The 24,574-nt window shown below is 56.3% G+C and carries 18 protein-coding genes and 1 pseudogene; 9 read left to right on the forward strand and 10 right to left on the reverse strand.

What is annotated here, in order from left to right; all coding sequences use genetic code 11:
- The 7 genes from uvrC (at position 1) to tpiA (ending at position 8,694) form a co-directional block, all read left to right on the forward strand.
- Positions 1–2,118 (forward strand): excinuclease ABC subunit UvrC, encoded by a 2,118-nt coding sequence (uvrC, locus tag ACWORE_RS03315; RefSeq protein ID WP_455302537.1) that lies wholly within the window; start codon positions 1–3, stop codon positions 2,116–2,118.
- 10 nt (positions 2,119–2,128) lie between these two features.
- On the forward strand, positions 2,129–3,082 hold the full coding sequence (rapZ, locus tag ACWORE_RS03320) for an RNase adapter RapZ (RefSeq protein ID WP_455302539.1): 954 nt from the start codon (positions 2,129–2,131) through the stop codon (positions 3,080–3,082).
- Between the two features lie 63 nt (positions 3,083–3,145).
- Positions 3,146–4,264 carry a gluconeogenesis factor YvcK family protein gene (locus tag ACWORE_RS03325; RefSeq protein ID WP_455302540.1) on the forward strand — a complete coding sequence of 373 codons (1,119 nt, stop codon included), beginning with the start codon at positions 3,146–3,148 and terminating at the stop codon, positions 4,262–4,264.
- A 1-nt stretch (position 4,265) separates the two neighbouring features.
- Positions 4,266–5,270: a DNA-binding protein WhiA gene (gene whiA, locus ACWORE_RS03330; protein WP_455302541.1), complete on the forward strand. Its 1,005-nt coding sequence runs from the start codon at positions 4,266–4,268 to the stop codon at positions 5,268–5,270.
- A gap of 242 nt (positions 5,271–5,512) precedes the next feature.
- Positions 5,513–6,517: a type I glyceraldehyde-3-phosphate dehydrogenase gene (gene gap / locus ACWORE_RS03335; protein WP_296135612.1), complete on the forward strand. Its 1,005-nt coding sequence runs from the start codon at positions 5,513–5,515 to the stop codon at positions 6,515–6,517.
- Positions 6,518–6,616: 99 nt separating this feature from the next.
- Entirely contained in the window at positions 6,617–7,828 is a 1,212-nt protein-coding gene (locus ACWORE_RS03340) for a phosphoglycerate kinase (protein WP_455302543.1), read from the forward strand.
- Positions 7,829–7,911: 83 nt separating this feature from the next.
- The gene (tpiA, locus tag ACWORE_RS03345; RefSeq protein ID WP_296135609.1) at positions 7,912–8,694 is read left to right on the forward strand and encodes a triose-phosphate isomerase; all 783 of its coding nucleotides are present in this window, start codon (positions 7,912–7,914) and stop codon (positions 8,692–8,694) included.
- A gap of 86 nt (positions 8,695–8,780) precedes the next feature.
- Here the strand turns inward: tpiA and ACWORE_RS03350 are convergent, their stop codons facing one another.
- Positions 8,781–9,788, reverse strand: coding sequence for a hypothetical protein (locus ACWORE_RS03350; RefSeq protein ID WP_455302545.1), 1,008 nt, complete (start codon positions 9,786–9,788; stop codon positions 8,781–8,783).
- Between the two features lie 178 nt (positions 9,789–9,966).
- Here ACWORE_RS03350 and secG point away from each other — a divergent pair, with 178 nt between their 5' ends.
- A complete protein-coding gene (secG, locus tag ACWORE_RS03355; protein ID WP_455302546.1) occupies positions 9,967–10,200 on the forward strand; it encodes a preprotein translocase subunit SecG in 234 nt (77 codons plus the stop codon).
- Between the two features lie 215 nt (positions 10,201–10,415).
- Here the strand turns inward: secG and pgl are convergent, their stop codons facing one another.
- The 5 genes from pgl to tkt all read right to left on the reverse strand — a co-directional run bounded on the left by pgl (position 10,416) and on the right by tkt (position 17,757).
- The gene (pgl, locus tag ACWORE_RS03360; protein ID WP_455302548.1) at positions 10,416–11,264 is read right to left on the reverse strand and encodes a 6-phosphogluconolactonase; all 849 of its coding nucleotides are present in this window, start codon (positions 11,262–11,264) and stop codon (positions 10,416–10,418) included.
- A 62-nt stretch (positions 11,265–11,326) separates the two neighbouring features.
- The gene (locus tag ACWORE_RS03365) at positions 11,327–12,523 is read right to left on the reverse strand and encodes a glucose-6-phosphate dehydrogenase assembly protein OpcA (RefSeq protein WP_455302550.1); all 1,197 of its coding nucleotides are present in this window, start codon (positions 12,521–12,523) and stop codon (positions 11,327–11,329) included.
- 63 nt (positions 12,524–12,586) lie between these two features.
- Positions 12,587–14,068, reverse strand: a complete 1,482-nt coding sequence (gene zwf / locus ACWORE_RS03370; protein ID WP_455302623.1) for a glucose-6-phosphate dehydrogenase — start codon at positions 14,066–14,068, stop codon at positions 12,587–12,589.
- Positions 14,069–14,398: 330 nt separating this feature from the next.
- A complete protein-coding gene (gene tal / locus ACWORE_RS03375; RefSeq protein ID WP_455302552.1) occupies positions 14,399–15,634 on the reverse strand; it encodes a transaldolase in 1,236 nt (411 codons plus the stop codon).
- Positions 15,635–15,681: 47 nt separating this feature from the next.
- A complete protein-coding gene (gene tkt / locus ACWORE_RS03380; protein ID WP_455302624.1) occupies positions 15,682–17,757 on the reverse strand; it encodes a transketolase in 2,076 nt (691 codons plus the stop codon).
- A gap of 455 nt (positions 17,758–18,212) precedes the next feature.
- Between tkt and ACWORE_RS03385 the strand changes: the two are divergent.
- A pseudogene (locus ACWORE_RS03385) lies at positions 18,213–19,208 on the forward strand (heme o synthase); the annotation flags it as partial.
- 203 nt (positions 19,209–19,411) lie between these two features.
- Here the strand turns inward: ACWORE_RS03385 and ACWORE_RS03390 are convergent.
- From ACWORE_RS03390 to mptB, 4 genes are all read right to left on the reverse strand, one after another.
- A complete protein-coding gene (locus tag ACWORE_RS03390; RefSeq protein ID WP_455302553.1) occupies positions 19,412–20,455 on the reverse strand; it encodes a COX15/CtaA family protein in 1,044 nt (347 codons plus the stop codon).
- Between the two features lie 125 nt (positions 20,456–20,580).
- Entirely contained in the window at positions 20,581–21,438 is an 858-nt protein-coding gene (locus tag ACWORE_RS03395; RefSeq protein ID WP_296135593.1) for an ABC transporter permease, read from the reverse strand.
- Positions 21,439–22,437 carry an ABC transporter ATP-binding protein gene (locus ACWORE_RS03400; RefSeq protein ID WP_455302555.1) on the reverse strand — a complete coding sequence of 333 codons (999 nt, stop codon included), beginning with the start codon at positions 22,435–22,437 and terminating at the stop codon, positions 21,439–21,441.
- A gap of 53 nt (positions 22,438–22,490) precedes the next feature.
- The gene (gene mptB, locus ACWORE_RS03405; protein ID WP_455302556.1) at positions 22,491–24,338 is read right to left on the reverse strand and encodes a polyprenol phosphomannose-dependent alpha 1,6 mannosyltransferase MptB; all 1,848 of its coding nucleotides are present in this window, start codon (positions 24,336–24,338) and stop codon (positions 22,491–22,493) included.
- Positions 24,339–24,574: the final 236 nt, after the last annotated feature.

Here is a 24,574-nt window from a genome sequence, read left to right on the forward strand (position 1 = left end):
GTGGCCAATCCCGCCACATATCGCCCGGCGGCAGGGACCATTCCCACCGAGCCGGGAGTATATACATTCCGGGATCCAGAAGACCGCGTGTTATACGTCGGAAAAGCAAAGAATCTTCGGGCTCGGTTATCTAACTACTTCCAAACACCCGAGCATCTCCACCCGCGAACGCGCCAAATGGTGTTTGCCGCGTCCCAAGTTCGGTGGACAGTGGTGGCGTCGGAAGATGAGGCTCTCAACCTCGAATACACCTGGATCAAGCGGTTTAACCCGCGATACAACGTGGTCTTCCGGGACGATAAGAGCTACCCGATGCTCGCGGTGTCTCAACGGGAGCGAATCCCCCGTGCCTGGGTCTACCGTGGACCTCGCCGGAAAGGCGTGCGCTATTTCGGTCCTTTCCCCAAAGTATGGGCCGTCCGAGAATCCCTCGAATCACTCACTCAAGTTTTCCCCGTCAGGACCTGTTCGAAAGGCGTGTACCACCGCCACGAACTCCTGGGGCGGCCCTGTCTTTTGGGCTACATCGACAAATGTTCTGCACCGTGCATTGGGCGCATCTCTGAGGAAGACCACCGGAAGCTAATTACCGGCTTGTGCTCTGTTTTTGCAGGTAATTCCCGTGACATCATTAAGAGTCTGACGGCTGATATGGAAGCGGCAGCTACGGAACTCAATTTCGAGAAAGCCGCCCATCTTCGCGACGACATTGAAGCGATAAAAGCTGTGTCCGAAAAGCAAGCCATTGTGCTCCCCGAGGACACAGATACCGATCTAATCGGAGTGTCTGCAGATGAACTTGAAGCCGCTGTCCAGATTTTCACTGTTCGACGGGGGCGAATCCACGGTCAACGTGCGTGGGTCGTGGAACGCAGTGGTGATTCAGAGGATTCCATTGGCGCGCTCATCCGTGAGTTTTTGCTGCAGTACTACAGCGATGAAGTCGAGCGCGCTCAGGAGACCGTAGAAGAGACGACAGCTGTTGAGGGCTCCAGGGTTCTCGACGACGTTCGACAACCGGTACCGCGTGAGGTCCTGGTTATGGAGGAGCCCGAGGACATCGCGCAGATCGGTGAGTATTTGTCGGGGCTGAGGGGTGCGCACGTTGACATTCGCGTTCCTCAACGTGGTGACAAACGAGCCCTCATGGACACCGTCATTCGTAATGCTGCCGAGTCCCTCCACCAGCACAAACTGCGGCGAACCGGGGACCTCACAGCCCGTAGCGCTGCCATCGAAGCAATCCAAGAAAACTTGGGCATGGCAGAGCCGCCGCTCCGCATCGAGTGCACCGATATTTCTCACCTCCAGGGCACTGACGTCGTGGCTTCTCTGGTCGTTTTCGAAGATGGGGCCCCGAAGAAATCGGACTACCGCCGCTATAAGCTTAAGGAAGCAGCAGGGGAGGGACATTCCGACGATGTTGCAAGTATTAAAGAAGTAGTTCGCAGACGATTTTTGCGGTACAAGAAGGGTTCCACAGAAGTTCCCGACGACGGTGCGGTGGCGGATAGCATCGCGGCTGAGGAAAGCAAGCTGGCTCCGTCTGAAGTGGCTGAGGTTGACACCAATGCTGACCTGGCCGATCCGTCAGCGGCGAAGCGTTTTGCGTATTCTCCTCAGCTTCTTGTTGTCGACGGTGGCGCGCCGCAGGTTAATGCTGCTCAAGAGGTGTTAGATGAGTTGGGAATTACCGACGTCACCTTGTGCGGTATTGCGAAACGCCTCGAGGAAGTGTGGCTACCGCATGAGGAATTTCCGGTGATTTTGCCGCGTCGTTCCGAGGGCTTGTACCTCTTCCAAAATATCCGTGATGAGGCACACCGCGTGGCAATCACATATCAGCGGTCGCGACGGACCGGCCGGCTGCGCCAATCAGAACTGGATAACATCGCCGGACTGGGTGAAAAGCGCAAAGCTGATCTATTAAAGACATTCGGCAGTGTGGCGCAGATTAAAAAAACGAGTATTGATGATCTGACAACTGCTAATGGCATCGGTCCGGCACTCGCTGCCTTGGTGTATGAGGGCCTCCACGGAAAGTCGGACCAGGATTCTGACGGGACGAATAGCGTCTCAGAAGATTCCACCCCGAAAAATAGGAACCAAAACAAGTAAAGTGATGAGTATGCCTGACTCTGCGCGTTCTTCGAGTACAGCTGCCACGGATATCACCCCAGCACACGGGATTTCTCCTGAGGACCAAAGTCCACACCATGTGGCCGAAAATTCGCTGGTCCTCATCACTGGCATGTCTGGGGGAGGCCGGCAATCCGCAGCGAACGTCCTAGAAGAAATGGGATGGTATGTTGCCGATAATCTGCCGCCGGAGCTCATCATGCGCATGGTTGAGCTCTCGTTCTCTCCTGACTCGCCGATCGAGCGCTTGGCGATCGTCACGGATGTGCGGTCGCGCGATTTTGCAGGGTCACTCGGGGACGTGCTGTCGTCGTTAAAAGAAGATGGCCGACGGCCGATCATCATATTCTTAGACGCCGACGATGAGACGCTCATTAAGCGGTTCGATACAGTCCGCCGCAAGCACCCGCTCCAGGGCACCGATACTCTCCACATGGGGATTGCGCGCGAGCGTGAGGTGCTGGAGGACATTCGTGATCAAGCCGACATAGTCATTGATACGACCAACTTTTCTGTCCATGACCTGCGTCGAGAAATTGAGCGTTGTTTTGATGCGCTTGACTCGAATGTCCAGCATGTCACTATTCAGTCGTTCGGTTTTAAGCACGGGATTCCTCGCGATGCCGATATCGTTCTCGACGTTCGTTTTCTCCCCAATCCGTATTGGGTTCCTCATCTGCGAGAATTCCGGGGAACCGATCATGAAGTCGCTGATTATGTCCTCAGCCATGAAAATGTTGACCGTTTCATTAATTCCTTTGTGGACATGTTCAACGTTATGCAGGAAGGCTACAAACAAGAGGGGAAGAGCTTTACGACGGTGGCTATCGGATGCACCGGCGGCCACCACCGTAGCGTTGCCGTAGCCGAGGAGATTGCTCGACGCTTACGTGCTCAAGGTGACGATGTCACCGTGACCCACCGCGACTTTGACCGTGACTAGGTCACTCTGGCGCTAGCCGTTGATGTCATAAAACCGAGTAATCATTATTGGAATTGAGTTTGTATGAATACTGCTTCTCCTCAAACATCGATGAGCGACGAACACTTGACTCACGCTAATAAGGACAAGTCCTCTCACGATGACTCTTCTGCGGAAAACCCTCCGACGCAGCTATCCCATATCGCACGGATGGCGTGTTTAGGTGGTGGACACGGACTCTTCGCGACGCTTCGAGCAGCGCGGACCTTGTCTGATGATGTCTCGGCAATCGTCACCGTGGCAGATGATGGTGGTTCGTCAGGACGCCTGCGTAAGGAGTTCAACTCAATCCCGCCGGGCGATTTGCGAATGGCCTTAGCCGCGTTAGCAGCTGATGATCCCGAGGGCCGCTTGTGGGAAAGCGTCCTCCAGCACCGGTTTGGTGGACGCGGCGCTTTGGCCGGCCATGCGGTCGGAAACCTCATCATTCAAGGGCTCATTGACGTGATGGGGGATGAGGTTGAGGCATTAGCTGAGGTCGCGAAACTCATGCGCATCCGTGGCCGCGTGCTTCCTATGAGTCCAGAGCCCCTGGATATTGAAGCCGAGGTCGCCGGGCTGGAGGACGATCCTCGGGTGGTATCTCCGGTGCGCGGCCAGGTCGCCGTGGCGACAACATTGGGCCAGGTCCGACGCGTGAAGTTGATCCCCGATAATCCGCCGAGCAGTGCCGCTGTCATCGACGCAATCATGAACGCCGACGTGGTGACATTAGGTCCGGGATCCTGGTTTTCGTCCGTGGTTCCTCACATTTTGGTTCCCGACGTTGTGAAAGCCCTCCAGGAGACCCAAGCCCATAAGGTTGTCGTCGTTAATCTCGTTGCGGAACCAGGGGAGACCCCGGGCTTCACCGTTGAGCGACACCTCCACATGCTTCAACAACATTGTCAGGATCTTTCGCTCGATACCGTGATTGTCGACGAACATTCGGTGACGGGAACACGAGAGCGCATGCACCTGAGCCGCGCTGCCGCGAATTTCGGTGCTGAGCTGACCATTGGCGATGTACGCCATGATGATGAACAAGGGCGGTGGCTGAGCACCCATTCTCCGAGGAAGTTGGCCCGCGTACTGTCTGAGGTGTATTCGGCAGCTCAGGAACAAAAATCGGTAAGGAGAACATCGGTAAGGAGAACCAAGTAGCGTGGGTTTAACAGCCGATATTAAAGCCGAAATCGCCGGTACCACGGTCACTGCGTCTAATGCTCGACGCTCCGAAGTCGGCGCGATGATCCGCTTCGCTGGCAAGCTTCGACTGGGCGACAATAACCCTGGTCGGTCGCCGGAGTCATTGGTGGTTTCGTTGGACGTCGATTCGTCCGACGTCGCAGAGCGGGCGCGTCAACACATTGTCGATCTGTATGACATTCACGCTGTTGTGTCGGACCGCACGCAATCATCCAAGAAACCGGTGTTTGAGGTTGAGTGGAACCGTCGGGGCGAGGGGCTGGACGTTGCGCGACGTCTTGGTCTTTTGGATCGGGCTGGTCGTCCTGTCCGGGGGCTTCCACCGCGAATTGTTCACGGAACAGCTGTCGATTGTGAAGCAGCGTGGCGTGGTGCGTTCTTGGTTCGGGGGTCGGTGACGGAGCCGGGCCGGTCGTCGGCACTCGAGGTGATCGCGCCGCAGACCGCGGCCGCCATCGGTTTGATTGGCTGTGCACGTCGACTAGGTATTGCCGCGAAGAACCGTGAAGTCCGAGGGGCAGAGCGGGTCCAGGTTCGCGAGGGGGACGCTATCGGTGCTTTGTTAAGCCGGATGGGGGCTCATCGCACACGGATCGAATGGGACGAGCAGCGCAAACGTCGTGAGGCCCATACATCGACGAATCGGTTGGCGAATTTCGACGACGCCAATTTACGACGCTCAGCCCGCGCTGCTGCCGCTGCAGCGGCCCGAGTTCAGCGCGCCACTGAGCTTCTGGGCGATGACATCCCGGAGCATCTTGCGGCTGCCGGGCGGTTGCGCACAGAGCATCGGCACTCGTCGCTTGAAGAACTCGGTGAACTAGCCGATCCTCCGATCAGCAAGGACGCCATCGCGGGACGGATTCGGCGTCTGCTGTCTTTGGCGGATAGACGAGCAGCCGAATTAGGAGTTCCTGATACTTTTTCTGCCGTCACAAGCGACCTTTTTGACGAGGATTAGTCGCGTCACTGGCTCTTTTGTGCGGCTAGAGCTCCGTTGCTAAGCACCAAATGTGCGTTCATGTCCGTTTCGTGGGATCCAATGTCCGGTTATGCAAAAGTGTTGTTTGTCTCATTCTGCTCTGACTGCTGCATATATCTCAGTTCAGCTGTAAAGTAGTCAGTGCAAGGACGGAAAGGCTATACGTAGATCGCCTGATTACGTCCTTAACCTAGACAGCTACATAGCTAAGGAGAATTACCGTGACCGTTCGTGTCGGTATTAATGGGTTTGGTCGGATTGGCCGTAACTTCTACCGCGCTATCCGTGAGCAGGGTGCAGACATCGAGGTTGTTGGCGTCAACGACCTGACCGATAACCGCACCCTGTCCCTGCTTCTGAAGCACGACTCCATCATGGGACCGCTGGACGCGAAGGTCGAGTACGATGACGAGTCCATCACCGTTGATGGCCACCGCATCGTGGTTTCCGCAGAGCGGGACCCGAAGAACCTCGACTGGGGCAAGCTAGGCGCCGATATCGTTATCGAATCCACCGGCTTCTTCACCAAGGGCGAGGCTGCCAAGGCTCACATCGAGGCAGGCGCCAAGAAGGTCATTATTTCGGCTCCTGGTAAGGAAGTTGACGGCACCTTCGTTTACGGTGTCAACCACGAGGAATACACCGACGACATGACCGTCGTCTCGAACGCATCCTGCACCACCAACTGCTTGGCTCCGCTGGCTAAGGCTCTCGACGATGCCTTCGGCATTGAGTCCGGCCTGATGACCACCGTCCACGCATACACCGGTGACCAGCGCCTGCATGACGCTCCTCACAAGGACCTGCGTCGTGCCCGTGCCGCTGCTCTGAACATCGTTCCGACCACCACCGGTGCTGCTAAGGCCGTCGGACTGGTTCTTCCGGACCTCAACGGCAAGCTTGATGGTTTCGCTGTTCGCGTACCGGTACCGACCGGATCGCTCGTTGACCTCACCTTCGTCCCGAAGAAGGACGTCACCGTCGAGGAAGTTAACGCTGCGATGAAGAAGGCTTCCGAGGACGAGAAGCTCAGCGTTGCTTTCGAGTACTCCGACGAGCCGCTGGTTTCCACTGACATCCAGCACAACCCCCACGGCTCGATCTTCGACTCTGATATGACCCGTGTTCTCGGCAACCAAGTCAAGGTTGTTTCCTGGTACGACAACGAGTGGGGTTACTCCAACCAGCTCGTTCGCATGACCGATTACATCGGACAGCGTCTCTAATCCTCCACTCGCCCGAGTGAACTAGCGGGCCGGGGGCTGTGCCACGGCACGCCGTCGGCCCGTCTTTTTATATATCAATAAAACTAACGAGGAGTTGTTATGGCAGTAAAGAAACTCGCTGATTTGCTCAAGGAAGGTGTCGAGGGACGTCACGTCCTCGTCCGTGCCGATCTCAATGTTCCGCTCAAGGACAAGGTCATTACCGACCCCGGTCGCATCGACGCATCTCTCCCGACGATCAAGGCCCTTACTGAAGCGGGAGCGCGTGTGATCGTTGCGGCTCACTTAGGACGGCCGAAGTCACCGCAGGACACCCAATTCTCATTGGCACCTGTTGCTGAGGCCCTGTCTCAGCGCTTAGACCAGTACGTTGCACTGGCATCGGATGTTTCCGGCGAAGACGCCCACGAACGTGCCAACGGCCTCAATGATGGCGATGTTCTGCTCCTCGAAAACGTTCGCTTCGATCCTCGTGAGAAGAGCAAAGACGACGCTGAGCGTGAGGAACTGGCCTCTGAGCTCGCAGCTCTGACGGGCGATAATGGCGCTTTCGTCTCTGACGGCTTCGGAGTCGTCCACCGTAAGCAAGCTTCCGTGTACGACGTCGCCAAGAAACTGCCGGCCTACGTCGGCTACCTCGTTGAGAAGGAGCTCGAGCAGCTCTCGAAGTGTACGGATGATCCTCAGCATCCTTACGCGGTCTGCCTCGGCGGATCGAAGGTTTCCGACAAGCTCGGAGTTATTAAAGCCCTCGCGCCGAAAGTGGACACCCTCATTATCGGTGGTGGGATGTGCTACACATTCCTCAAGGCTAAGGGCTACGGCGTCGGAGACTCCCTGCTCGAAGAGTCCATGATCGACGAGTGCAAGAACCTGCTCTTCGAATACTCGGACAAGATCGTCCTGCCGTCAGACATCGTCGTCGGCAAGGAATTTGATGCGAACACCGAGCACAAGACGGTATCTGCCGACGGTATCGAAGACGGCTGGATGGGCCTGGACACTGGCGCAGAGTCGATTAAGACCTTCGGCGAGCGTCTGAACGGGGCCAAGACCATTTTCTGGAACGGCCCAGTGGGGGTGTTCGAGTTCGAAGCATTTGCTAATGGCACCAAGGGTCTCGCTGAAGCCATTGCCGAGGCAACCAAGAACGGAGCATTCTCCGTGATTGGTGGTGGCGATTCCGCTTCCGCCGTCCGTAACCTTGGTTTCGCTGATGAAGCGTTCTCCCACATCTCCACAGGTGGCGGAGCTTCACTGGAGCTCATCGAGGGCAAGACCCTTCCGGGTGTTGCTGTACTCGACCGCTAAGCACTCGACTGCTAGGCGAATTTCTATTCCCCGGTCGACATCACTGTTGACCCGGGGCTCACCTTTGTACGAAAGGACTGTTCATGGCTCGTAAACCACTTATTGCTGGTAACTGGAAGATGAACCTCAACCACCTTGAGGCCATCTCCGTGGTTCAGAAACTCGCTTTTGCACTCCCCAAGGACTACTACGACAAGGTTGATGTCGCGGTCATTCCTCCGTTTACCGACATTCGTTCGGTGCAGACCTTGGTGGATGGGGACAAGCTGCGCGTCACCTATGGTGCTCAAGACATCTCGACCCACGATTCCGGTGCGTACACCGGTGAAATCGCACCGTCGATGCTGTCCAAGTTGGGGTGCTCCTGGGTCGTCGTGGGCCACTCAGAGCGCCGCGACTACCACTCCGAGACCAACGAGATCGTTGCTGCGAAGGCTAAGAAGGCTCTCGACGCCGGTATGACCCCGATCGTTTGTGTAGGAGAGTCTCTGGACGTTCGCGAGGCTGGCAAGCACGTTTCCTTCGTCGTCGACCAGGTCAAGGAGTCACTTGCCGGGTTGAGCAAGGACGAAATCGCAAAGTCTGTTATCGCTTATGAACCCATCTGGGCGATCGGAACGGGTAAGACCGCATCTGCCTCGGATGCACAGGAAGTGTGCCACGCTATTCGTGGTGCCCTCGCCGAGCTGACAGACGAGGAGACGGCGTCCTCAATCCGCGTTTTGTACGGCGGCTCTATGAAGACGGGCAATGTTTCTGAACTGATTGCTGAGCAGGATATTGACGGTGGACTTGTTGGTGGCGCTTCACTCGATGGTGAAGACTTCGCTAAGCTCTCTGCCCTCGCTGCCGACGGTAGCGTTTAAGACCTCATCTGCCTACTCGGAGTGAGTAGCTCCGGAGTAGGCGGGTTGCGGCACTAGTTGCTAGTTAGTGCTCAAGCTAGTTAGCGCTAGAGCGCCGAATGAATGAGCCGGTGTGCTCCTCGTAAATTGTCGACACTCACCCAATCGAGTCCGGCATTGAGGAGCCACCGGCTCACTCGTGCATGGTTAGCGTAGGGCCATGTTGGGATACCCCATAACCGTGCCTGCCGTCCTTGCTCATGTACGGAAGACACGAATTCCCTCACTGCAGCTTCTTCCGAGGCCGCGATAGCGCGGAAACCCCGCCACGCCGAGAAATGCGTGAAGTCCGTACTCACTATGGGCATAAGCCACGTTGGGGGGCAGGCATCTAAATCTTCCGGACGACCATCGAGGAATACCCGACGATGGTGGTCCTTCGTTGCTGGCTGCGTCCACCATTCATCGGCTGCCCTCAGGCTATTTCCGGTCGCAATCAGAGTCAGACGTCGAGGAATATACTTTTCCCCGGTCCATTCACTCAGTACATCCGAGTAGCGGGACGCGATAGCTTCGAGCTGTTTCAACGCAGGGAGCCCGGCTGACTTGATATCAACGTGGACATAAACGGGGTCCTCATTACCTGGTTGTGACGTTGCGGGGGCGTTGCTGGCGTCATTGTTTCTGGTGGGGAAGAGAGGTCCCAGTCGCGCCATAGTGGCGAGTGGTTCGAGATAGTCCCTTTCTAAATCCAGGCCCCGGCTTTTTTCCAAAACACTGTGGCCCAGAAGAAATCGCCCGCGGTACAGAGTGGCATCAGCCTCCACTGAGGCAAAGCCGCGGAGGAGGGCCTCGCGGAGAGGAAACCTGTGGGAACTGTCGTTATGCGCGTGTACATGGGGGAGGCGCTCTGGAAGATCCGCCGGCTTCAGCGGAACCAAGTAGCCGAGAGCAGCTCGTAGCCCAGGCGGAATAAAAGGAAGTGCACCTACCACCCGCTGAAGATGCAACCGACGAATGAGCGCGTCGGCAATGGCATGTACGGTTACTCCAACCCCCTGAGCTGCAGCATGAAAGTGATCCGTCAAAGAAAGTAGGCGAGCTCGAGTTCTCACAATCCCTATTATGCCTTCCCCTGTCCGCGAACGAATCTCGTGGGCCTTACGCAACCCAGTGTTGCGGCTTCATGTGACACATGGAGTGGGGCACGTTCACTCCACGGCGCCAGTACGTTACACTGGTGTGGTTATTAACGGTCGGTGACATTACTTCCTGATTGGAGCACCCACACCAATGCATCTCGCGTTGCAAATCGTTTTGGTTGTGTTCAGCCTGCTCATGGGGCTGTTCGTTCTGTTGCACAAAGGCAAGGGCGGCGGACTGTCCAGCCTTTTTGGTGGCGGAATGCAATCCAATCTTTCGGGATCGACGGTTGCAGAGAAGAACCTCGACCGCATTACTATCTTCTGCGCAATTATCTGGTTAGCTGCAGTGATCGGCCTGAATCTTCTTCAGGCGTACGGATAATCATCGACGGTTAGCACTCCACGTTTTTCCCAGCCTTTACGAGCTTATGGTGGGTGGAATCCAGCGGTCGATGAAATCTAGCAACGGTCACAACGCCGCGTAAAAGAGGCCCTCCCGCGATTCACGCGAAGGGCCTACTTATTTTTGCCGACAGACAACGCAATCCTTATTCAGACCGAGTGGGGATGCGCTGTACGTCGGCAATTTTTGGTGACCTATGACGATGAGCCCTGTAGCTGAGATAGGGCCGGTGCGTCGGCATACACGACAGTATCTTCTTGCCCACGTGCGCCCGCAGCTGGCCACATGTCTGCATCGTCGCCAGAGACTGCGTGCCAAAGGGCCTCAGCTTTAGCTTCACCCGCAACGACGAACCACACACGTGTCGATGAATTCAGCGCGCGACGGCTTAGCGATAAACGCGTGGGCGGTGGCTTGGGGCAATCAGTTACCGATACGACGGTGTCTTCGCTCGTCAACCCAGGCGTATGGGGGAACAGGGAGTTAATGTGCCCTTCCGGCCCCATTCCTAAGAGGTGGATGTCGAATCCATCGGGAGCGTACGTATTGATGGCGTCCGCGTACGATGCAGCAGCGTCCTTGAGCTCCGCGACGTCAACGTTTCCACTGTGAGATCCTTCGGTCTCTCCATACGCACTGTCGGATGATGGGGCAAGGAAGCGATGGAGATTCTCCTGCGGGATATCGATGTTGCTGAAGAGCGCCTCTGCTGCCTGTTTGTCATTCCGCTCCGGATGATCTGCTGGAACCCAGCGCTCATCACCGAAGAACACGTGGACGCGGTGCCAGTCAATACCAGCGTTACCGGCTTCACTATCGATATACAGCTGGTGGAGGACCGCGATACCCGTGCTTCCACCCGTGACCACCAGCCGGGCGTACCCATCCGGGGTAACCCCGGTGGTGTTACTAGCGCCCTCACGCCCTTCCTGAATACTGACTATGACGTTTTCAACGTCCCGTGCTGCTCGCATAGCCACTTCTGCTTGATCTGCACACGCGACGATGCGGACATCTGAATCAGAACTAGCCTTTTCGCTCATCCATACGCCTTTCTTCTTGCGGTCTATCACACAACGGTGAGGTTTATTGCACTGCCGACGACCTATTCACGGTCTGCTTCGACGTCACTGTCGTTCGCGTCGTCAGGTGCGTACGACTCGTCTGAATCGAAAGCATCGACGCGGTGAACTCTGAATAGCCCTCGGAGAGCTTGTGCATAGATGACATCTGGGTCAAGGTGACGCAGCTCTTCCGCGAGGCAGTCAGCTGTTCCGCGTCTCGTGAGGGCGACGCGACTTTCGCGGCCTGATCCTTCGCGTGTGATCGTCAGCGTATGTGCGCTAAAGGTGCGGAGGATCAGATCGCCACTATCACGATGGATCGTCACGCTTTGCACGCCGATAGTAGGTCGCCCTTCGGAATCAAGAGGTACCTTGGGCGAGTCCGTGGATTCACGGGTGACATTCATTCCTAGACGGTCCGCAAGCCATCCACCGGCTATATCAACGCTCGGGTCTTCCGATGGACCAGCAATCGTCACTCCGCGGATGGGAGAAAACGGAGGCTGATACAGTGCCGACGCTAAAATTCCACGCCACTGCGTTATACGTGACCAGGCAAGATCAGAGTCGCCGGGCGCATACGACGATCGGCACCTAAAGATTCCGTCCTCAATACTTGACGATAAAGAGTCAGTAATTCGTCGGCCGGCAAGACGACCGATCGGATCGGTCGCAGGGACCGGGGGACGGCTGGCCGGCCACCACGCCACAATCGGAGTGTCTGGCAGCAGAATTGGCATCACAACACTGGCGAGATGTTGACTAACGGCGCCATACAACTTCATGACGACGACTTCAGCGGCACCAGCATCGCCACCCATACGTATTTCGGCATCAACGCGCCCGCTGGACGCTACGTCGTCTGTGACACTTGGCTGCGCGGTTTCCTCGTCGGACCTTTCGGGTTGCGCGGTGGTGGGCATCGCGTCGAGAGCGCGCTCAAACTCTTCGAGATTCTCATAGTCCGCAAGCTCAGTCTGCGAATTTCCGGTGTCATCATTATCAGATGGTCCCGCGGTCGAGGAGGAATCATCCGTAAGCAACACGAGAATACGAGAAGGATGCTCCTGTGAGGCTTCATTTGCCGCCGTAATAAACGTTTCGTAGTCGTCGTTAATTGACGCGACGATGATCAAAGTGAGTACACGGCCGGTCGTGACTTCGCCACCCGACTCACGGACGGTGACGAGGCGTTTAGAAATGTCGCGGGTTGTTGTATTGGGGAGGTTAATGATCATGCGTCGGTCTTCTCATTCCCTGAAAATTGAGCGTGTGATGTGAGGACGAGCGGTGAGATAGTTTTACGGGCGCCGCCAGGTGCGTCCTGACCGCGAAAGCATGCGATCAGCACTTTCAGGGCCCCACGTTCCCGCCGGATAGTCATCAGGGCGTCCTCGTTCAGCCCAATATTTGACGATGGGGTCAAGGATCTTCCACGAGAGCTCCACCTCTTCATTGGTGGGGAAGAGGCTAGCTTCATCCAAGAGAGCATCCAGGATCAAACGCTCATAGGCTTCGGGGGATGCCTCAGTAAACGCTTCCGAGTAGGCGAAGTCCATGTTGACATCACGAACTTCCATCGCGGAACCGGGAACCTTCGAGCCGAAGCGCATCAAAACTCCCTCGTCGGGTTGCACACGAATAACAACCGCGTTGGGGCCAAGAGCAGTCGTCTCATCAGCATCGAAAGGAAGATAGGGCGCATCTTTGAACACCAAAGCGATTTCCGTCACTCGTCGGCCCAATCGCTTGCCGGTGCGTAAATAGAATGGGACGCCCGCCCAGCGTCGAGAGTTAATCTCCAATGTGCAGGCCGCGTAGGTTTCAGTTTTCGAGTCTTCGGCAAATCCTTCTTCATCGCGAAGACCGCCGACAAATTCAGAGCCCTGCCATCCTGCGGTGTACTGGCCCCGGGCTGTCGTTTTAGAGAACGGGGGAACAGCACTGGTGGCTCTCAGAACCTTTATCTTTTCAGTCTGCAGATCGCGGGGCGTGAAGGCCAGGGGCTCTTCCATTGCGATTAACGCAAGAAGCTGGATGAGGTGGTTCTGGATGACGTCCCGCGCAGCGCCGATGCCATCGTAATAACCAGCCCGTCCGCCTAGGCCAATGTCTTCAGCCATCGTGATTTGGACGTGGTCGATAAAGGATGCGCTCCACAAAGGTTCAAACAGCTGGTTCGCAAAGCGCAGCGCCATAATATTCTGAACTGTTTCCTTGCCCAGATAATGGTCGATACGGAAAACTGACCGTTCAGGGAAAACACTGTTGACAATGCGGTTAAGTTCCCGAGCTGATTCCTCATCATGACCAAAAGGTTTCTCGATAACCACGCGCCGCCAACCGCCAGCACTATCTTTAGCGAGACCCGAGCGTTGAAGTTGGTGACACACGTTCAGGAAATAGGCAGGAGGCACAGAGAGATAAAAGGCCCAGTTCCCGGCGGTGCCGCGGGTATGGTCGACCTCCGCCAGCGTCTCGGCCAACGCATCGAAGCACTCGTCTTGGTCAAAGGTGCCTTTGACGAAGATCAGCCCCTCGGCCAGACGTTCCCATACCGATCGTCTGAAGGGGGTACGAGATCCCGCGCGAACGTCGTCGTACACCTTTTTAATGAAATCTTCTTTGGTCCAGTCACGACGGCCGTATCCCACGAGGGTGAATCCCGCGGGGAGTAAACCGCGGTTGGCAAGGTCATATACCGCGGGGAGGAGTTTCTTTCGTGCTAGATCGCCTGTGACCCCGAAGATGACGAGCCCACATGGTCCCGCGATCCTGGGCATCCTTTTATCCCTGGGGTCGCGGAGCGGATTAGTCCAGTTATCGGGAAAACCGCTAGTTTCCAGCAGGTTTTCATTGGACTCCACTGTCACCCGGTTGAGCTGTTCTTCGGCGGACGGCTCCTGATGAGCCGCAGCATGACCTTTGTTCACGTCGTTGTCGGTTTCTCCTTCTGGGGTGTAGGTCTGCCGGTGTGACGCGGCGGCCGCGTTGGGATTATTCACGGTCGATTGTCCATGCCTTTCTCATCAGGTCCTTGGTTGACCCCGACTCGGCAGTGTCACCATGCTGGGGGAGCAACAGCTATTTCTGGTAAACAACTCGCTGAGTGGTTAGCTGGATAAGCGGGAATCAATATTGGCGATCAATTCATTCCAACTATCCACAAATTTAGCGACGCCATCATCCTCAAGCACATTCACCACGTCAGCGAAATCAATGCCCAGTGATTCAAGGTCGTCAAAATATGTTCGGGCGTCATTTCCCGTGCCCGTGAGCGCGTCCCCGTGAACACCACCATCAGACTGGAGAGCGTCCAGCGTCCCCTCTGGCATGGTGTTGACGGTGCAAGCACCGGCAAGCTCAGTGACGTACAACGCAGGCGTGTAATCAGGATTCTTTACACTGGTCGACGCCCATAGCGGCCGTTGGACGTTAGCCCCGGCGCCCGCAAGTTTCTGCCAACGCTCAGCCTCCGACGAGAGATCGTCGTTATTGACAGCGGCGCTGGTCTCAACGTCGTCGCCTCCGAAAACACGACGGAATGCTTCATAAGCTAGCTGCGCATTATGAATACCCGCCATCCCCTTAAGTTTTTCTACATCGCGGGATGCGGTTGGTGCGATATCAGCAAGTTTATGGTCGACGGCACCATCGACCCGAGAGACGAAGAAACTAGCCACGGAATGAATAGAGGACAGATCCTTGCCGGCCGACTGGGCACGTTCAAGACCGTCGATGAAGGCCTTGATGACTTCCTTGTATCGCTCCACTGAGAAAATGAGGGTGACGTTCACGCTAATTCCCGCGGCGATAGTATCCGTAATCGCCGGTAGAGCCTGTTTTGTGGCAGGAATTTTGATCATCACGTTGGGTTTGCCCACACGATCCCACAACTCTTTAGCCTGTGCCACCGTTTTCTCGGGATTATGTGCATAACGAGGGTCGACCTCGATAGATACGCGTCCATCTTGACCCCGCGATGCCTCATATACATCTTTGAAGGCTTCGCAGGCATCACGGACGTCGTCGATAGCCATGTCAAAGACCGCTTCCGACGCCGAATGCCCCTGCAAACTCAGGGTCGCTAACTGGTCGTCATACGCGGTGCCAACAGTCATGGCTTCCGAAAAGATCGCCGGGTTCGTCGTCACGCCGACGATTCCCGCGTCGGCAATGAGCTCGACCAGGTTCCCAGAGGTCAGACGGTCCCGAGAAAGGTCATCGAGCCACACCGACGTGCCTGCGTCGGCTAGTTGACGGACATTCTCATTGGCTGAGGAAGGGAGATACTCGGAGGGAAAACTCGAATCGCCTCCCAGTACGTGGGGTGCGTTATCAGAGGTCACGATCAAATCCTTTCATCACGTAACGCGCAAATATGACGTAGATGGTCTTAGTTCTCTACAACAGAGGTGGCAGCATCGACGACGGCGTCGACAGTAAAGCCGAACTTTTCAAAGAGCTCACTAGCGGCAGCTGATGCTCCGAAGTGTTCAAGGCTGACGGCTTTACCGCGCGACCCGAGAAGCTGATACCACGGCATTGCGATGCCCGCTTCCACTGATACGCGGGCGGTGACGTCGTGAGGAAGGACTTCGTCCTGATATGACTGATCTTGCTCCAAGAACCAATCCATACATGGCACGGACACAACACGCGTTGCTACACCGCGAGACTCCAAAACTTTGGCAGCCTCGACAGCGAGCTGGACTTCCGAACCCGAGGCCATCACGATGACCTGCGGGCGTTCCGCGGACTCACGAACCAGGACATAAGCACCACGACGGACACCGTCCCGAGCGAGTTCCTTGGTTCCCTTCAACACAGGTAAGTTCTGGCGGGACAATGCCAGCGCTTTGGGCCCCTCGGGGGAATCAATCGCTGCTCGCCATGCGGAGGCAGTCTCATTCGCGTCAGCAGGACGCAGGACCGCAAGGCCTGGGATAGCGCGCAGGGCAGCAAGATGCTCCACAGGTTGATGGGTGGGGCCGTCTTCGCCCAACCCGATCGAGTCGTGTGTCCACACGTAGTACACGTCGGTCTTCATCAACGCAGCCAAACGTACTGCAGGGCGCATGTAGTCGGAGAAGACCATGAAAGTGCCGCCATAGGGGCGCGTCGGCCCGTGAAGAGCAATCCCGTTGAGAATAGAACCCATGGCATGCTCACGAATACCGAAGTGAAGCACTCGGCCATAGGGTTGCGCATTCCATGAATCAGTAGAAATGGTGGAGGGGCCGAACGAATCCGCATCCTTAATAGTTGTGTTATTCGATCCAGCTAGGTCGGCAGAGCCTCCCCACAGCTCCGGTAGCGTCGCACCCAGCGACTGAAGCGTAACCTCCGAGGCTTTCCTCGTCGCAATTCCGGAACCATCAGCCTCCCACTCAGGCAGATCAGCATCCCAGCCATCGGGAAGTCTCCGGGCATACAGACGATCAAATAGGGCTTTCCGATCAGGATTCTCCTTAGCCCACCGGTCAAAGTCGGCCGACCAGGCCTCATGGGCGCGGGCACCCCGATCACGAAGTGACCGCGTATGAGAAAGGACGTCGTCTGAGACTTCGAAGGTCTGATCAGGATCGAAACCTAAGATGCGCTTAACGGCGGCAACTTCATCATCACCGAGTGCTGCTCCGTGAACAGCACCGGAGTTCATCTTGGTGGGGGACGGGTAACCGATAACGGTTCGGACGCGGATGAGCGTCGGACGATTGGTTTCGCGCTGAGCTAACGTGATCGCGGCTTCTAGCGCCTGAATATCTTCACCGGACTCAACATTCAGAACTTGCCATCCATAGGCTTCATACCGGGCGCAGACGTCTTCATTAAACGCAATCGTCGTATCGTTTTCGATCGAGATACGGTTATCATCCCAAAAAGCGATGAGGTTGCCGAGTTTCTGTGTCCCTGCAAGTGATGACGCCTCGCTGGTCACGCCTTCTTCAAGGTCACCGTCGGAAGCAATCACATAAATGAAGTGGTCGAAGGGTGACTGTCCTGCCGGAGCATCAGGGTCAAAAAGCCCCCGCTCACGACGGGCGGCCATGGCCATACCGACGGATGAGGCCAAACCCTGCCCCAGAGGACCGGTCGTAATTTCAACCCCCGCGGTATGCCCGTACTCCGGATGGCCGGGAGTCAAGGATCCCCACGTACGGAGCTGCTTGAGGTCGTCGAGCTCTAGGCCAAATCCGCCCAAGAAGAGCTGGGCGTAAATAGTCATCGAACTATGCCCGCAGGATAAGACGAATCGGTCGCGGCCTACCCAGTCGGGATCCGAGGGATCATGGCGCATTGTTCGCTGGAACAAGGTGTAGGCCAGGGGAGCCAAGCTCATCGCCGTGCCGGGGTGACCGGATTTTGCCTTCTGAACAGCATCTGCAGCTAAAACGCGGACTGTGTCGACGGATCGCGAGTCGATCTCATCCCAGTCTTTGGGGAAGGCTGGTTCCACGGCTCTGCGGATATGGTCGGGAACGAGCTCCCGAGCTTGTGCATACCGCTTGATGACTGCCGAAGTCTTATCAATCACCTTCTGATCACCTTTCTGTGCGCGTGCCGTAGACATGCTTACCGTCTACGTAGCGACCGCTAAGTTGGTTCCCGCTGAAGCAACATTCCCGCGGAATAAAACTCCTCGGAGTAAACGAACACCAGTTTAGGCTGAAGTTTCATCGCGGTCTACGAAGCTATTCAAAGGGGATCTGCACAGGCTCTCATGCCCGCCTCAGGCACCCTCTTCAGAGGGTCAGCATGGCCTGACGAAACGCGGCGCCTATAAGCCCCGTCGGGGTCGAGTGTTCAGGATGGAATTTCCTCCTCGAGTAAAAATCCCGTGGCAAGTCAACGAATAACATCGTGATTGTTAGACTAGGGCGGTGACTGTCCTAAATATGGTCATAGCTACGACGCACAGATGCCCATCACCAGTGCCGAGACAAGCATGAACGATCAGTCAGCGATGAGGACTGTCAGCGGACATGGAGGAAAAAGAGGCAAGTGGAGAAGATAAAGGCGTATGTGGCGCTCACGAAGCCACGGGTAATTGAGCTTCTCCTGGTCGCAACGATTCCCGCCATGCTTCAGGCGGATCGCGGTACTATCCACCTCTGGCTCATCTTGTTGACGCTTGTCGGGGGATGGATGGGAGCTGCCGCTGCCAACTCCTTCAACATGATCGTCGACAGTGACATCGACAAGGTTATGAAGAGGACCCAGAATCGCCCCTTAGTGGACGGCCGGCTGACTCTCACAGAAGCCAAGGTTTTTGCCTCATCGATGACTGTGCTGAGCTTTTTGTTCCTCACATTCTTGTGTCATTCGCTCTTATCAGCAGTTTTCGTGATGCTGACCATCCTCTTTTATATCTTCGTCTACACGAAATGGCTCAAGCGCCGGACGTGGCAGAACGTGATTTGGGGTGGGGCCGCAGGATGCATGCCCGTCATTGTCGGCTGGGCCGTTATTGCTGATAACACGTCTAATCATTCGGTGGCTGGATGGCTACAAGCCGTCGCACTATTCATGATCATCTTCTTCTGGACGCCCCCGCACACGTGGGCTCTAGGTATGCGGTATGAAGAAGATTATCGCGGTGCCGGGGTGCCCATGATGCCAGTAGTGAAAACACGAGCTCAGGTTGCAAAACAAATACTTTTCTATACCTGGCTTACTGTCCTCACGTCCCTGACCCTTATTTTCGCCTCGTGTTGGTTTTATACTCTCACCGCAATCGGGGCAGGGGCATGGTTCATTATCAGCGCCACTCGCCTTTACAAGCGAATCTCTACTGGTAAACCAGTGAAACCTATTAGGTTATTTATTTTATCGAATAACTACTTGTCGTTGTTGTTCGTTGGTCTCTCCATTGATGCGGTAATCAATTTACAACCGCTTCACGAAGTTCTTGGTTTTTAAGATCTGATCACCGAGCACAATCATCTATTCGACAAATAGAATTCTCGTAGAACCGTTCGTGTAGACAAAGCAAAGTCCGCCGGGGATCCCCGAAACACATAAACCAGTGACACCTCCATGGAGAGGTAGGGAGTCCTCGGCGGACAAGAGAATGATCGACGGAAACCGCTACAACGCGCAGCAGGCTTCCTAAAATCTTTAACCTAAATCCTTGGAGCGGCGCGCCGCTTGCCCTGTGCCCACAACACTGCTGTCACAGCACAGATCACACCAGAACCAATAACATGAAGCGGAACAGTCCACCGCGGAACGCCCAGCCAATACTGGACGATGCCAACCCCAGCTTGGAGAACAATCAAGACGACCAACCATTGTGTCGTCTTCATGATCGCTCGGTCAGCTCGAACAGTGAGAAGCCCGAACAATAAACCTGCCACGAGGCCGAGGTACAGGTACATCGCGTGCGCATGCAGGTGCGCCATCAGATCAAGCGGTATTTGGAGCCGCGAATCGGCGGGGACCTCCGAGTCGCCTGCGTGAGGGCCAGCACCCGTCACCATGGTTCCTGTAATCAGGGTGATCCCCATGGCGATGGACGACATGAGAGCCAGCCAGCGCAAAGGCTGCGGGTACATCACCTGGGCTTTACCGTCGTCAGGTTCGTCGATTCGAACCCACAGCAAGGCAGCAAGCCATACGAGCACCATCGAGGGTAAAAAGTGCAGCGCAACCATCCACCACGCCAGATCAAGGTGGACGGAGATACCGCCAATGACCGCCTGGGCTATCACGCCGATTCCTTGGATGAACGCCAAGACGATGATTTCTGAACGCCGTTTGGCACGCGACACCGCGAGAAACGCCAAAATGACGAAAATGGTCAGAACGAAGGTGAGCGTGCGGTTTCCGAATTCAATGAGCTGGTGAACCCATGGGATTGATCCAGTTTCTGGAACCAGCGATCCCGGTTGGCACTCGGGCCACGTCGGGCAGCCCAACCCCGAAGCTGTCACACGAACAATCGAGCCCGTGAATGTGATGCCGATCTGGGCAATTAACAACGCCAGCGCAAACAGCCGTTGGCGGGCCACAGTACACACGGGGAAGCGGGTACGACGAGCAAAGGAATAGCAGCCGCGGACGAATCCTCCTGCCGTCGATGGAGGAGTAGTCGCATCTTCACGGGAGCCGGGACCTAATTGTGTCGGTTCGTCACGCCGAGCATCATTAGTCTGAATTGCACTCACGATTCTCCAGCCTACAGCCCGCACCGCGCACACCACGATCGCACACACGTGGGGTTATTCACGAAAATCCTCACGCGAAGTCGGAGGCTTCCGATAATCCAGGACTAGCCGACGACGAAGGCGTTCTACGCCGTGAAACGGAACAGCTTACTAGCAGCGAAACCGCTGAGAGCAGACCACATGAGCATGATCACGAGAGCAAAGACGTTAAAGCTCCCGTGGAACGCGTCGATAAGTCCTTGAGTCAAGGCGACCGAGGGGAAAAGCATGAGCAGCGCATGGATCCCCTCGCGAATTCCCGGCTCCATGGCGACAATTGCCGCCACACCCATGAGCCCGAACCACAGGAGATTCCCCAGTGCCAGAACAACCTCAGAATGGAGCGTGCCGCCCAATAACAACCCTAGCGCGGTGAAGGCGACAGCTCCCACGATAAGGAAAACAATCCCCATCACGACGCCGAGGGGAGTCGTCGACCACCCCATGACCATGGCGATCGCACCAAGAACCAGGGTTTGAAGCAACACCACGACCACAACGGCACACGCCTTACCCGCAATAATCGCCCACTTGGGGAGGGCTGAGGCTCCCATCCGCTTCAAGGCTCCATATCGACGGTCGAAGACGACGGCAATCGCCTGACCCGTAAATCCCGCGGACATCACTGCGACGGCTAAGACCATGGGGAACAGCCGCGCGATCGGATCGTCGAGATCGAGGAAGGGCATCAATGTGAAGCCGATGAGCATCGCGATGGGGATGACCATCGAGAGAAGCTGCTGCTCACCATGACGCAAGAACAGGAGAGTCTCCATTCTCGCTTGAGCAGAAACAAGCTTCGTTGTGGAGGCTCGATGGGGCTGTGGTGTAAACGTCCCCGGCGCGAAACGCGAATCCTCGGTGGTCTCAGTGTCCTGAGTAGAGGCCTCAGTGGGGGATTGGGCGCCAGTAAGAGACTCTGTGCCGCGATTGTCTGCCATCATTTAGGACCTCATCTCTCGTCCGGTGATATCCAAGAAGACGTCCTCAAGACTCCGATGGTCCACCGTTAGAGCGGTAATTAGGATTCCTTGAGCACTAGCAGCGGCTACGATAGCGCTCACTGCTTCTGGGTTCGCCTGTCCATCCACGCGGTAATGCTGTGGGCGCACAGCCGAGACACGAAGTGGTGGCTGGCTCACTGTCGGCGCGTCGTCCGACCCTGCGTGGGGAGCGCCTGCGTGGGTGTTCTCAGCCAAAAAACTGTTAGCAGCCGACAAATCCAGCGCGCCCGACGTCGTTAAGGAAATTCGTGCATCGTCGGCGTTCGTTAATTCCTGTGTGGTCCCGTGGGCGACGACGCGACCATGGTCAATGATCAACACGGTATCCGCTAATGATTCCGCCTCATCCATCATGTGGGTGGTAAGCAATACGGTCACCCCATCGCGACGGAGTGAGCTGATTAAATCCCACACAGCCAATCGTGACTGAGCGTCCAAACCGGCAGTGGGTTCGTCTAAAAAGATCACTTCCGGCCGGCCAACTAATGCGCATGCCAACGAGAGCCGCTGCTTCTGACCACCGCTGAGCCGACGATACGGCGTGTGAGCATGGTCAGTCAGCCCGACGATCTCCAGGAGCCAGGAGGGATCTAACGGATTCTGGCTGTAACTCGCCAGCAGAGACAGCATCTCCTTGACGCGGATTCCTGGGTACGAACCCCCGTTCTGGAGCATGATGCCGATACGGGCGCGAATCTCGTCAGTTTGCGTCGACGGATCCATCCCCAAGAGCTCAATCGATCCGGAATCGGGAGTCTGGAATCCCTCACACATTTCGATCGTCGTGGTTTTACCGGCACCATTCGGACCCAGCAGAGCGAAAACTTCACCACGACGAACTGAAAAGCTGATGCCATCAACGGCCCGTCGGGATTTAAAAGTCCGCACGACGGAATCGAGGATTAACGCATCACCACGCGAATTTTCCGAGTGAGTCACAGGGTACGAGTGTAGCGCGACGAACTGATACCGACAGAGAGACTCAGCGGTAGCTACCGCAGTGAACGCGACCGGTCACGATTGTCCGTGTTCTTCGTCACCTTATGGTGAGTGCCCCGCGAAATTCTGACCGTGGACGTGTGGGTGCGGTCCGCATGTCCGAGCACGATTCCTGGGGATCGAACCTCGATGACTTTGAGGATGACATACCCCAGCACTGCCGAGACTACGAAGCTCACTGCGGCGACGATATATGTCTGTGTCACGCTCCACGCGGGCAACTTCAATCCGCGAGGCAGAACGAAGAAGCTGAGAATGATCGAATAGATGACGGCCGTATTCCTGAATAGAGCACGGTTCGCCCACGCAGCGAGCGGAATGATGGCCCACAATGCATACCAGGGGTGGACGACAGGGAAAAGAAGAACTAGCACGAGCATCCCGACCCCGTATCCACCGACGGGGTGGAGGCGGCCGCGATAGGTCGCCACGAGCATGCGGACCATCCATAGCGCCGCAACAACCAACCCCACCCCGTGAATAAACGAGGTCATTGCCTCGGTGTGGTCACCTAGTCCGAGCAGACTTCCTAGGAACCCAGCAAAAATACCGAGAAGCGTGGTAATCGACATCCAGCTGACAATATCGGCTGCTCCGCCCTGCACCGTCAGCCATTGGAGGCCGAGCCCAGAAGCAAAAGACAGGCCGACGACGAAGAAAACGAGCAAGGATCCCACGATGACAGTGGCGAGCAGCCACGCATGTTTGCGATGAATGGAACGAATAAGCGTGACCCAGACAAAACCCAGCGCAACAATGCTGGTCACTTTGACCATAATCGCGCAACAGATCGCTCCGACGCCGGCAACGAAATACAGTACGCTTCGGCGCGTGAACAGTGCCGACGCCGACGTTGTCGGCTCTACAGAAACCGGGGAAGGAAACTCGGACCCGGATGGGGACTCGTCCAGTGGGCGTTCGAAAGCCCTGAAGCACCATTCCATGCCAACCATCAACAAACCAAGCATGATTGACTCGTTGTGGATACCGCCGACGAGGTGAAGAAGCGATAACGGGTTTAACACGCCAAGCCACAGCGCAGCCGATGCCTCCACACCACAGCGGCGTGCAAGCTTGATGACAGCCCACGCACACAGCGTGAGGCCGATGATTGACACCAGCCGGTAGAGGAAAACAGCCGCCATAATGTTCTCGTTGGTTAACCACGAGATCACTTGGCCACCCATAATGGCGACGGGCCCATAGGGGGACGGCGAATGGGACCACACTAAAGGCACCGATCGAGCAAGAGGATCTGCCACGCCTAATAGATCAACCGGGCCGCCCTGATACGGGTTGAGCCCTCGAGCTGCAATCGCCCCCTGAGCTATATAGGAATAAATGTCCTGGGTGAAAAGCGGAGCAGTAAAGCCCAGAGGGATGACCCACGCAACAAAGTTCCGGACCATCACCGGTGCAGTAGCCCAACCATGACCGTGCTCTCGTGGACCGGCTAACGCGAAATAACCCATGAGCGCCCACGCCGTGACAAGAAAACCGATGCCGACGAACACAAGCACAGTCGACGTCAACAACATTCGACCCATGAGGTTGGCAATGGGGAAGTCCCAGAGCGTGTTGTCGACCACAGGCATCGCCCCCGCACCCCAGCCGCCAATCATGATTAAGACGGATCCGAAGGTGCCAAGCCACCGCAAGAGCGCGAATCGACGAAGATCGGAAACCCCAAAACGCTTGAGGCGGGGCCGCGCCGGGCCTTCACCGTGAAAAACTTCTGCGGATCGTGAACCAGCTACCCCAAACTCCGGGACGACGGAGGAAATCTGGCGCCGGCTAATATCCAGGAGTCGATGGAAGAACGATGGTCCACGAGTGCCCATGTCAAGGTCCTCCCATCGTTCCCCACTAGTTCTTAACTATCAGCTCACGAGCCCACGCGCTGCACGTTCAAGCGCAGCACGTCCCTCACATTCAAGCACGGCCTATTCCAAGCCATTGCCATCACGTCGAGTGTAGCCAACGTCGACGGCTGAACTGTTTTTATATCCCCCCGTCCGGTGAACTGCTCCCCATTAGTTGGACTGAGAAATCAGACCCCGACTAGCAAGGAGCAGCC

This window comes from Corynebacterium sp. c7Ub_26 (assembly GCF_053760365.1).